The 11,427-nt window shown below is 60.3% G+C and carries 8 protein-coding genes; all 8 read right to left on the bottom strand.

What is annotated here, in order from left to right; translation table 11 throughout:
* Positions 1–93 precede the first annotated feature (93 nt).
* Positions 94–1,257, bottom strand: a complete 1,164-nt coding sequence (locus B472_RS04355; RefSeq protein ID WP_019425735.1) for a TRAP transporter substrate-binding protein — start codon at positions 1,255–1,257, stop codon at positions 94–96.
* Between the two features lie 138 nt (positions 1,258–1,395).
* Complete coding sequence (locus B472_RS04350) at positions 1,396–2,022, bottom strand: molecular chaperone (RefSeq protein WP_019425734.1); 627 nt, start codon at positions 2,020–2,022, stop codon at positions 1,396–1,398.
* A 9-nt stretch (positions 2,023–2,031) separates the two neighbouring features.
* Positions 2,032–4,149: a 4Fe-4S binding protein gene (locus B472_RS04345; RefSeq protein ID WP_019425733.1), complete on the bottom strand. Its 2,118-nt coding sequence runs from the start codon at positions 4,147–4,149 to the stop codon at positions 2,032–2,034.
* The gene (locus B472_RS04340) at positions 4,109–4,816 is read right to left on the bottom strand and encodes a DUF3306 domain-containing protein (protein WP_019425732.1); all 708 of its coding nucleotides are present in this window, start codon (positions 4,814–4,816) and stop codon (positions 4,109–4,111) included. The genes B472_RS04345 and B472_RS04340 overlap by 41 nt, the downstream gene beginning before the upstream one ends.
* Positions 4,813–5,370, bottom strand: coding sequence for a DUF3305 domain-containing protein (locus B472_RS04335; RefSeq protein ID WP_026039295.1), 558 nt, complete (start codon positions 5,368–5,370; stop codon positions 4,813–4,815). Before B472_RS04335 ends, B472_RS04340 begins: the two co-directional genes overlap by 4 nt.
* 87 nt (positions 5,371–5,457) lie before the next feature.
* The gene (gene fdhF, locus B472_RS04330) at positions 5,458–8,250 is read right to left on the bottom strand and encodes a formate dehydrogenase subunit alpha (protein WP_019425730.1); all 2,793 of its coding nucleotides are present in this window, start codon (positions 8,248–8,250) and stop codon (positions 5,458–5,460) included.
* Positions 8,247–9,965, bottom strand: a complete 1,719-nt coding sequence (locus B472_RS04325) for an NADH-ubiquinone oxidoreductase-F iron-sulfur binding region domain-containing protein (RefSeq protein WP_019425729.1) — start codon at positions 9,963–9,965, stop codon at positions 8,247–8,249. Before B472_RS04325 ends, fdhF begins: the two co-directional genes overlap by 4 nt.
* Before the next feature lie 22 nt (positions 9,966–9,987).
* Entirely contained in the window at positions 9,988–11,310 is a 1,323-nt protein-coding gene (gene boxA / locus B472_RS04320) for a benzoyl-CoA 2,3-epoxidase subunit BoxA (protein ID WP_026039293.1), read from the bottom strand.
* Positions 11,311–11,427 lie beyond the last annotated feature (117 nt).

Raw genomic sequence — 11,427 nt, 5'->3', positions numbered from 1 at the left:
TTCGAATCCATATTTCCATGCGACTTACCTCTAGACAAACAAAAACAAAGGCTGCCGGAAAGGATTCCGACAGCCTTCAGGGGGACTCTACGATCAGACTGGCAGTTTGGTCTTCTGCACGTGCTCGTAAGCCATGCGGTAGTTGGCTTCGTTGGTGAAGTGGTAGAAGCCCACGCGGCGTGACCAGGCCTTGAACGAATCGTTCACTTCCTTGAACATGTCGACTTCTTTCTCCAACTTGGCCGTGACCACGTCCCAAGCAGCCAACTGGCCCTTGTAGACATCGGCGCTGGTGCGAGAAACCTGCACCTTGTGCTTGACGATCAGCTCTTGCAGATCCTTCGAGTAGTTCTCGTGGGCCAGAGCCGTGGAGGCTGTTGAGGCAGCTTCGGCAGCGTACTTCAACACAGCCTTCAGGTCAGCAGGCAAGGCGTTGTACTTGTCTTTGTTGAAGATGATTTCAAAGAATTCCTGCGCCTGGTGGAAGGAACCCATGGAGTAGAACTTGGCCACGTCTTGCGCACCAAAACGCATGTCGGCGGTGGGGTTGTTGAACTCAAAGGCATCGATCACACCGCGCTGCATGGCGGGCACAATCTCACCACCTGGCAACTGCGCCACAGCCATGCCCATTTCCTGCAACATGTCGGCCGCCAAGCCGATGGTGCGGTACTTGAAGCCTTTCAGGTCAGAAGCCTTCTTGGGTGGAGACTTCTTGAACCAACCCAGAGGCTGGGAAGGCATGGGGAAGGAGAAGAAACCGACCACGTTCAAGTTCATCTTGGCAACCAGCTTGTCCCACAGTTGCTGACCACCACCTGCTTGAATCCAGCTCAAGCCGATTTCGGGTGTGGCGCCGCTCACGGGGCCAGTGCCGAACAAAGAAGCCGATTTGTTTTTGCCGTACCAGTAACCGGAAACATGGTGACCACCGTCGAGCACGCCTTTGCTCACGGCGTCGATGATTTCAAAAGGCTTGACCACAGCACCTGCGGGCAAATAATCGATTCTCAGGCGGCCGCCAGACATTTCATTGACGCGGGTGACGTACTGCTGCGCCATCTCGCTGAAAATTTCGTTGGTGCCCCAAGAACCTTGCATCTTGAACACAATGGGGGCTTGGGCCACGGCAATCATGGGCGCACCCATCAAAGGGGCTGCAACCGCTGCAGTTGCGGCTTTGCCGAAGAAACGGCGACGGCTGGCATCAGGGGTTTGGCTGGCCGAGGATTGAACTTCTTGTTGAACTTGGGTCATGGTGTCTCCTGTTGAACTTTCAAGCGCGAAAAATTACCGCTTGGTTTTCGATTATGCATCGCCCTCAACACCCACCCCCTAGTGAAAACCCTTAATCGATTTGTCGGTATTTTCAATTTGAAGCGTCAAAAATTTCAATCAAGCCACCAAATCGAAGCCTTGCAGCTCCACGCTCAGAAAGGCTTCGGTGAATGCGGCCAGCCGGGCATAAAAAGTGGCAGAGGGATGGGACAGCAGCACTTGGCACATGTGCGGCACCCAAGGCTGCACATGCTGGCTGAAAAACCCCAACTGCTGCGTCAGGTTGGCCACCGCCACATCGTCCCCGGCAATCAGGTAGCGCATGACTTCAAACACATAGGCCACATGGTCTTCGGTGTCCGACATGCCTTCGCCTTTACCCAGGCCCAAGGTCGCCAAGTCGTCGCGCAGTTTCACCAGCGGTTTTTCGTTCAAAAAACCACTCAGGTAGTGGGAGCCATACAGATAAACCTCGGGCTTGCCCACGCCGCCAAACAGGCGGTTGTACTCAGCCACCACTTGGTCGTGGCTGAGGCTACGCGCACAGGCCACCAATTCACGCCAAGGCTCCTCCAGAAAAGCACCTGCATCAGGGGCCTCAGTGACGGCCACTTGCAGCTGGCCCAACAGCTCAGCCGCAGGCGCCGCATAAAAAAGCTGGGACAGCAGGCCGTAAATCTCTGCGCGTGCGGTCTCTTCGTCCAGCGCATGGCTGTGGGCGGACAGGTTCAGGTCTTGGCTCATGGCAACAACTTATCGGGTTTTGGGGGGCAACTGGCCATCGGTGATGCGCACCTGGTTCTCGTCATTGAACATGTCAATCACTCGGCAGTCACCGCACATTTTCAGGCGCTCCAGGGCTGGCCCTTGGAACATGCTGTGGCCTGTGAGGCGGCCCAGCATGGTCTCAATCGCCTTGAGGGTGCCAAAGGGCTTGGCGCAGCGGATACAGGCATAAGGCGGGCTGCTGTGCACCACCCGTGGTTGGGCGCGCTCGGGCACCAAAGACAAGCGTGGCTGCAGGCTGATGGCGTTTTCGGGACAAGTTTTGGCACACAAGCCGCATTGCACACAGTTTTTCTCAACAAACTTCAGTTCAGGCTGCAAAGGGTTGTCTTGCAAGGCAGACGAAGGGCAAGCCCCCACACAACTCATGCACAGCGTGCATTGGCTGCCGTCCACCGTGATGCTGCCCAAAGGCGATCCGGCAGCGGGCAAATCAAGCGCCTTGGGGCGAGTGGCCTCGTCCATGGCCATGACCGGGGACTGGGCCATCAGGTGGTCAATCACCAGCTCCAGATTGCTGCGTTTTTCGGCCTGCACGGCATGGCGGGCCGCCACGGCGGGCCCTGTGGGCAAAGTCGAGGCCTTGAGGGTGCGGGCAGCCAAGCGCTGCAAATCAGCGTCCAAAGCCGTGGCCGTTTTAGCCTCGATCAATTGGAAGTGAACCCCGGTGTAGCCCAAGCCATGAAGCAGGCTTTGGGCCACGGCCATTTGTTCCATGAGTGCAGCCCGGTATTGCGGCGCTTCTTCCGCGGTGATCAGCACCATGACCTGGCGTGCCCCATAGGCCACTGCCGACAACCAAAGCTCCATGCCCACGCTGGCGGTGTGCCACAAGGCCACCGGCATGACGCGGGCCGGCACGCCTTGCATGACCCCCAGCTGCGCACCCCGGCCCAACTCATCGATCAGGCTCTGGCCTTTTTCTTGGCTGTGCAAAAGCAAAGCGGCATCACGCCCGCCCGCTGCTTGATAGGCCGTGAGCAAACTGCGGATCTTGGCGCCCTGCTCTGCCGGACGCGGGTAAGCGTAGGTGAGCGCGCCTGTGGGACAAGCCGTGGTGCAAGCGCCACAGCCCACGCACAGGTTGGGATTGACCACGATTTGCTGGCGGCTTTTGTCCGAGCGCACGGCTTCGGCCGAGCAGATGTCGATGCAGGCGCTGCAGCCGACTTGTTCGTTGCGGCTGTGGGCGCAGAGCTTTTGCTTGTAGGCAAAAAAACGTGGCTTTTCAAACTCGCCCACCAGTTCACGCACCTTGAGCAGGGTTTGCAGGTCTTGCCCATCCCAGCGGAAGTAACCTTGGGGCAAGGCGTGCGATGTGAAAGTGGGAGAGGCTTTGTCGCCGCGCAAGTCCAGCACCACATCAAAGCGCTCGCTTTGCGGACGGGCATCGCGCGAAAAGTCGATGGCACCTGCGGCTTCGCACACCTTGACGCATTCGCGGTGCGCGGTGCAGCGCGACAAGTCCACTTGGTAATCGAGACCAATGGCCTGCTCGGGGCAGGCTGTCACGCAGGCGTTGCAGCGGGTGCACAGGTCCAAGTCAATCGGGTTGCTGGCGTCCCAAGACACGTCAAAAGCACCCAACCACCCTTTAAGGCTTTGCAAGCGACCCGCCACCACCGGGAAGCGCCGCTCTTGGCGACCGCCGGCGCTGCCTGGGCCTTGAGCAAAAATCGTGACCTGCATGGCATCGGCCAAAAAACTGGCAGCACGTTCGGCGGCATCGATCGCGCCGATGATGAGCACACGGCCCTCCGTTTTGTAGGTGACCGTGGCCACCGGCTCGGGTTCAGGCAAACGGGCTGCGGCCAGCAGTGCGGCCATTTTGGGCGTGGCGTGCTCGGCCTCGCGGCCCCAACCACCGGTCTCTCGAATGTTGACGAAACGGATGGGCGAAACAGCGCCTTCGGTTTGTTCGGCCAATTCAGAAAAAAGGCGTTTTTCTTGGGTACAAGCCACCACCACGGTCTCGCCGGTTTTCACGGCTTTTTGAAATTGGCCCGCCTCACGGCGGCACAAGGTGGTGTGCAGCGTTAAATCTTCACCCAGTGCTTTGCCCAGGGCTTGGGCTTGCAGGGGCATGGTTTGGTTGCAGTTGCAAATCAGGGTGGTCATGTTCTGGGGCCAATTGTGGTGTTTGCACGGCGGCGTGCTGCAGGTCAGGCGTGTCTAAAGCTTGCGGCGACTGTGCCACATTGGCCGAGCCTTCTGGCAAGGCGGGACTTTCATCAGGGTAATCACCGATGGGGACAGCATCGCCCAAGGCGGCATCGGCCATGGCAGGTTCTGCTGCAGCGTCACTGCTGGGTGGAAAGAGGTTCAAAAATTGCGCACCAACCATCTTTTGCAACATGCCTGGGGGCAAGGGATCGGGGGTGTTGTAGTCACCGATGTAAATGTCCAATCCGTCCATCACGTTGAAATGGGGGTCGGTGAAGAGTTTTTTAGCCGCTGTGTTGCGCACATCGGCGGCCACACCTTGCTGCATGAAGGGCTGAAAATCGGATGACGGTGTCAAAGCCCTCGCATCGTCCAAGGTGGGCAAGGGCGGGCGCTGCGCCGCTGGATCGGGCGCAGGTGTGGTGCTCGCGGCGCCTGCAGCCAGGGGAGCAGAAGATGGGGCGGGCACATGATCGGGCTTGGCGCCAACCGCAGCAGCTGTGCTGTTGTCCGTCTTGGGCGACACAGGTTCGGTCGTCTCAAGGCCTTGCTTGCGGCGCGACCATCGGCTGAAGAAATGATCGCTCATGACTTGCCCCCCGAGCCTTTACGTTTGCTGTCCGTGCTGACCGATGCCGGCTGGCCAAACCGATCGGTCAATCGCATGAAACTTTGGGGGCGCTGTCGTTTTTTTTCTTCAGGCACAAAGTGTTGGGTCGAAAAGTCTTTCAACCATCCCACTGATTCAGTGGGCAATGGCACCGTTTCCACCGTCTCTTGCGCATCCAACCATCGGCCGGCGTCGTGGTAACTCAGGCTCAGGGCTTGCGGCACAGCCACAGGCTCGCCCCCATCCTCAGGTTCCACCATGCGCCACATGACGAAAAAGCACGGCGTTGGCGAAGTCGCGTTGAGCCAATAACCCTCGGCATCGTCCGAGAACAGTTCCAGGGGCCAGCCCGGATAAAGCCAAAGAGACTCATCCTCGGTCTGGCGCAAACGGCGTGGCTCCCGGCCAAAGTTTTCTTCCTGGGGCACCACATCGGCCAACAACCAACGGTGCGATTGCCAGCGCGCCATCGCACCTTGCACGGCTTCGCGCCGCATCAGCACTGCCATTTCAGACAAAACGTGAACTGACATTTGTAACCTTCTCACCCTGTATGAGCTCAGACCGTGGACGCTGTTGGTGACATCGCTGCACCAACCAGACCGACCCAAAGGGGCTGATTATGCGTGTGTCCCCGTCAAAGTTTCGATGCGCACTGCACAAAACTTGAACTCAGGGATCTTGCCAAAAGGGTCCAGGGCCGCATGGGTCAATTCGTTGGCAGCCGCTTCGACATAAGCAAAGGGGATGAAAACCGCGCCAACGGGCGTGCCGTCGTCTTGGCGCAGTGGCATCTCCACCGCCCCACGGCGAGAGGCCACGCGGATGCGCTGTCCGGGTTTCAAGCCCATGCGGGCCAAGTCAGCCCCGCACATCGAGGCCGTGGCCGCAGGCTCCAAGGCATCCAGTACCGTGGCCCGGCGCGTCATGCTGCCCGTGTGCCAGTGTTCCAGCTGTCGACCGGTGATGAGCACCCAGGGGAAATCGGCATCGGGCAGCTCTGCTGCGGAGATCAAATCGACCGGCACCAACTTCACCCGACCGTCTTGGGTCGGGAAGTGGTCTTCAAAAACGATGGGCTGGCCCGGGTCCTCGGCGCTCACACAAGGGTAGGTGACCGAGCCTGCGTTCAGGCGCGCCCAGTCAATACCGCCAATCGCTGGGGTCATGGCTTGGCGCATTTCTTCGTAGACCGCGGCAACGCCTTCTTGTTCGCCCGGGTAATCCCAGCTCAGTCCTAAACGCCGTGCGATTTGTTGGAGGATCCACAGGTCCGGTTTGGCATCCCCCGGTGGCAACACGGCTTGGCGACCCATTTGCACCGTGCGGTCTGTGTTGCTGACGGTACCGGTTTTCTCGGGCCAGGCGCTGGCAGGCAGCACCACATCGGCCAACCAAGCGGTTTCTGTCAAAAAAATGTCTTGCACCACCAAGTGCTGCAAGCTGGCCAAGGCGTGGCGTGCGTGGTTCAAGTCCGGATCGCTCATGGCCGGGTTCTCACCCATGATGAACATGCCGCGCACCTTGTGTGGGTCGCTGTCTGGGGCCAGCGCTTTTTGCATGATCTCCACCACGGTGTAACCAGGCTGGTCGTCGAGTTTTGTGTTCCAGAATTTCTCGAACCAATCGTGCGCCGACTTGTCGCTCACGCGTTGGTAGTTGGGGTACATCATCGGGATCAGGCCCGCGTCGCTCGCGCCTTGCACGTTGTTTTGTCCGCGCAGCGGGTGCAGACCCGTGCCGGGGCGACCGATCTGGCCGGTGATGCTCGCCAGCGCAATCAGGCAGCGCACATTGTCGGTGCCGTGCACGTGCTGGCTCACGCCCATGCCCCACAAAATCATGGCGGCCTTGGCGCTGGCATAGGCCCGCGCCACTTCGCGAATGGTCTCGGCCGGGATGCCGCAAACCGCGCTCATGGCTTCGGGCGTGAAGGCCTGCACATGGGCCTTGAGTTTGGCCACGTTGTCAGCGCGCTCGCGCAAGAAGGTCTCGTCGCACAGGTTCTCGGTGACGATGACGTGCAGCATGGCATTGAGCAAGGCCACGTCGGTATCGGCCTTGAAGGGCAAGGTGCGCCAAGCATGGCGCCCGATGTCGGTGATGCGCGGGTCGGCCAGAACAATCCGCGTGCCACGTTGGGCAGCGTTCTTCATCCAGGTGGCGGCAACGGGGTGATTGTTGGTGGGGTTGGAGCCGATCACGAGGATGAGATCGGAATGTTCGACATCGCGCACCGGATTGCTGACTGCACCCGACCCCACGCCCTCTAACAGCGCTGCAACACTGGACGCATGGCACAGGCGGGTGCAGTGGTCCACGTTGTTGCTGCCAAAACCTGTGCGCACCAGCTTTTGGAACAAATACGCCTCTTCGTTGCTGCCCTTGGCCGAGCCAAAACCCGCCAGCGACTTGGGGCCGTGTTGGTCGCGCAGCGCATTCAGGGGCTGCGTCGCCAAATCCAGCGCTTCTTCCCAAGTGGCTTCACGGAAGACTTCGCGCCAGTCGGTATGACCATCGACCAAGCCCAGTTCTTTGGCCACGCCCGGTTTGCGGATCAGCGGTTGGGTGATGCGGTCTGGGCTGTGGATGTAGTCCATGCCAAAGCGGCCCTTGACGCACAAGCGCCCTTCGTTGGCCGGGCCTTCGCGGCCTTTGACGCTGATGATTTTTTCGTCTTTGACTTGGTAAGTGACCAAGCATCCCACGCCGCAGAACGGACAAACCGAATCAACTTCGCGGTCCACTTTTTGCGGGCCCATGTGGCTCTTGGGCATGAGCGCGCCGGTGGGGCAAGCCTGCACGCATTCGCCGCAGCCCACGCAGCTGCTGCCGCCCATCGGGTCGGCCAGGTCGAACACCACTTGCGTGTGTGCGCCCCGAAAGGCCAGGCCAATCACGTCGTTGACTTGCACATCACGGCACGCGCGTTCGCAGCGGTTGCACTGGATGCAGGCGTCCAGGTTCACGGCCATGGCCGGGTGAGACAGGTCGGCGGGCACAGCCTCACGGCGCAGCGCCGCCAGTTGCGGGCGCACCTGCACGCCATGGTGCTCAACCCATTGGCTCAGTTCACCATGCGGGGCTTCGGCGCGGTCATCGAGCCACTTGTGCCCCTGCTCGGGCAGGTCGGCCAACAGCATCTCGAGCACCATCTTCTGGCTTTTGACCGCGCGTTCGCTGTCGGTACGCACATTCATGCCGGGCGTGGCGCTGCGGCAGCAGCTCGGGGCCAGGGTGCGCTCGCCTTGCACCTCCACCACGCAGGCGCGGCAGTTGCCGTCGGGTGCCAAGCCTTCCTTGTGGCACAGGTGCGGAATGGCAATGCCCAATTCTTTGGCGATGTTGAAAATGCTATGGCCAGCGGGCGCTTCGACGCTTTGACCGTTGAGCGTGAATTGGACGGTGCTCACGCTTTCACCTCTGCGCCCACTTCGTGTGGGAAGTAGTCCAGCACACAACGGATCGGGTTGGGCGCAGCCTGCCCCAGACCGCAAATCGAGGCATCGCCCATGACTTGCGCCAAGTCTTGCAAGGTGTCGGCGTCCCACACAGAACTGTCCATCAACAGCGCAGCCTTCTCGGTGCCCACACGGCAGGGCGTGCACTGGCCGCAGCTCTCGTGCGCAAAAAAGCGCATCACATTCAGAGCCGCTTCGCGGGCACTGTCGTGTTGGCCGAGCACCATCACGGCGGCAGAGCCAATGAAGCAGCCGTGGGGCTGCAGGGTGTCGAAGTCCAGCGGCACATCGGCCAAACGGGTAGGCAAGATGCCGCCGCTGGCACCACCCGGCAAATAGGCGTACAGCGTGTGCCCTTCCGCCATGCCGCCGCAGTATTCATGCACCAGTTCGCGCAAGGTGATGCCTGCAGGCGCGAGCTTGACGCCAGGGTGCTTGACGCGCCCGCTCACACTGAAGCGGCGCAGCCCCTGGCGGCCGTGACGGCCTTGGGATGCAAAACTTTCTGCACCTTGTTCAATGAGTTCGCGCACCCAGTAAAGCGTCTCGAAGTTGTGCTCGAGCGTGGGGCGGCCAAACAGCCCGACCTCGGCGATGTAGGGCGGGCGCATGCGCGGTTCGCCCCTTTTGCCTTCGATGCTTTCGATCATGGCGGACTCTTCACCGCAGATGTAAGCACCCGCGCCCCGGCGCAATTCGATGCGCGGCAGTGCGCATGGCGGATTCAGTTTCAGCGCAGCCAATTCTTCCGTCAGCAAAACACGCGCTTCGTGGTACTCGTCACGCAAATAGATGTAAACCGCCTCGCAGCCCACCACGCTGGCGGCAATCAGCACGCCCTCCAGAAAACGGTGCGGATCGGCTTCCAGGCAGGTGCGGTCCTTGAAGGTGCCAGGCTCGCCCTCGTCGATGTTCACCGCCATCAAGCTTGGCCCAGGTTGGCTGCGCACAATGCGCCATTTGCGTCCAGCCGGAAAACCTGCGCCGCCCAATCCGCGCAGGCCCGAAGATTCCAGGCACTGGATAACGGATTCATGATCTTTCAACCCGGCCGCCACTTGCAAGGCCAGCTGATAACCACCGGCCTGCATATAGGCCTGCAAGCGAAGCGCATTCGGCAAGGCGTTGGGCGCGGTCTGGTTGTGGATCACACGCAGTGTCACAGCTTCAACCGTGGCGTGCGCCACAGCTTGTTGACCGACCTGCACAGCGGGTGCCTGCTCACAACGCCCCAAACAGGGCACAGGCACCACCTTCACATCCAGCAGATCGTTTTGCAATTGGCGCAGCAAGCTGTTGCTGCCCGCGAGGCTGCAGCTCAAGCTATCGCACACACGCACCGTGAGGCGCGGGGCGGTTTGCTTGTCTTGCAAGATCTCAAAGTGGTGATAAAAGCTGGCGACCTCGAACACCTCGACCACAGGCAGGCGCATTTCAGCCGCAAGCGCCACAATGTGCCGCTCAAACAGGCCATGAAAATGATCGTTCAATTGGTGCAGGTGCTCGATCAGCAGATCGCGGCGGTGGCCCTCAACCGGCGGGATGCCGATCAGGGCTTGCACTTCGGCTCGGGCCTCCGGCACAACCTGCCGGCCCTTGAGCTGGATGCGGGGTTGGCGCAACTGAGCGCGAACTTCGGTCAAGTCAATGTGCGTGGCGTTGGCCATGAATGCTCAGTAGCCCAATGGCTCAATAGGTTTCGAGGTGCAGACGGCCTTCTTTTTTAAGCGCCGCGCCGATGCTGTCCCAGTCGAGCCCCGCGTTTTGTGCGATATCGCGCAAGGCCATGACCACACCCTCTTCCATGCTTTTGAGGCCACACACATAAAAACAGGTGTTCGGGTCTTTGAGTTGCAAAGCGATGTCGGCGGCACGGTCGCGCAAAGCGTCTTGGACATAGCGCTTGGGCTTGCCCACTTCGCGCGAAAACGCGAACTCGGTGTCGATGAAGTCTTTGGGCAAGTTGTTGAGCGGACCAAAGTAAGGCAACTCAGCGGGTGTTCGGGCACCGAAGAACAACATGAGTTTGCCGCCCTCGAATTTGCCACTGGCCCGCAAGCGGCGACGCCATTCGGTCATGGCACGCATGGGAGCGCTGCCCGTGCCGGTGCAGATCATGACGATGTTGCTCTTGGGATGGTTGGGCATGAGAAAGCTGGCACCAAAGGGCCCGATCACCTGCACTTTTTCACCCACCTTGAGATCACACATGAAGTTAGAGGCCACGCCGCGCACCGGCTTGCCGTCATGGTCTTCCAGCACGCGCTTGATGGTGAGCGACAGGTTGTTGTGGCCCGGCCGCTCGCCGTTGCGCGGGCTGGCAATGGAGTATTGGCGGGCGTGGTGCGGTTTGCCGTTGGCGTCCACACCGGGTGGAATGATGCCGATCGACTGGCCTTCGAGCACCGGAAAGGGCAGGCTGCCGAAGTCCAGCACGATGTGGTGTGTGTCGTAGTCTTGTTGGCCTTCTTGCAAGCCCACTTCGGTCACCCGCAGGTTGCCTGTCACGCTGGCGGTGATGGTTTTATCTTGCGCCTTGGGCCCATAGAGGTTGGTGTAGGCGTGGGCAGCCGACCAAGGCGGGATGGTGGCGCCAAACTGGGCCGAGTTGAAACCCGAGGTGGAGGCTGTGCTGACGGCAGATGACGAAGAAGAGGCGGCTTGCACGGCGGCTTGCGCAACACTTTGCGCCATGGCTTCATCAGAATGGGCGTGGCCACCAGCGGCAGCGAGCTCTTCGGCGCTCAATTCTGCGGGCAAGTCGAACCACTTGAGTTGTTCTTCGATGCTGTAGGCCTTGGCTTTGGGCACCATGCGCCAGTTGTCAATCGAGCCCGTGGGGCATGGCGAGATGCAGTCCATGCAACCGTTGCAGATGTCGGCCTTGACCACGTAGTTGAGCGAGTCGTGCGTGATCGCGCCCACCGGGCAGATCGCTTCGCAGGTGTTGCAGCGGATGCAGATTTCCGGGTCAATCAGGTGTTGTTTGATCAGCGTCGCTTCGGTGCTCATGTCTTGGCTCTCTTGTGTTTTGGCATTTTTGTCTGTCGGCTTTTGGGTCCGCAACGGTATGGCTTGGGGCCGGACACCTCATACGGAGTAACGGAAAGTCGGTGTCCGGCCCCAAGC

The organism is Limnohabitans sp. Rim28 (assembly GCF_000293865.2).
Taxonomy (GTDB): Bacteria; Pseudomonadota; Gammaproteobacteria; order Burkholderiales; family Burkholderiaceae_C; genus Limnohabitans_A.
Note: the sequence above shows the minus strand (reverse complement) of the source record. Positions and strands in the feature narration are given on the sequence as shown.

What these genes read in the sequence shown, in the direction of transcription:
- B472_RS04355 (WP_019425735.1), bottom strand. Translation starts at nt 1,257, where the DNA reads ATGACCCAAGTTCAACAAGAAGTTCAATCCTCGGCCAGCCAAACCCCT.
- B472_RS04350 (WP_019425734.1), bottom strand. Translation starts at nt 2,022, where the DNA reads ATGAGCCAAGACCTGAACCTGTCCGCCCACAGCCATGCGCTGGACGAA.
- B472_RS04345 (WP_019425733.1), bottom strand. Translation starts at nt 4,149, where the DNA reads ATGCCCCTGCAAGCCCAAGCCCTGGGCAAAGCACTGGGTGAAGATTTA.
- B472_RS04340 (WP_019425732.1), bottom strand. Translation starts at nt 4,816, where the DNA reads ATGAGCGATCATTTCTTCAGCCGATGGTCGCGCCGCAAGCAAGGCCTT.
- B472_RS04335 (WP_026039295.1), bottom strand. Translation starts at nt 5,370, where the DNA reads ATGTCAGTTCACGTTTTGTCTGAAATGGCAGTGCTGATGCGGCGCGAA.
- B472_RS04325 (WP_019425729.1), bottom strand. Translation starts at nt 9,965, where the DNA reads ATGGCCAACGCCACGCACATTGACTTGACCGAAGTTCGCGCTCAGTTG.
- boxA (WP_026039293.1), bottom strand. Translation starts at nt 11,310, where the DNA reads ATGAGCACCGAAGCGACGCTGATCAAACAACACCTGATTGACCCGGAA.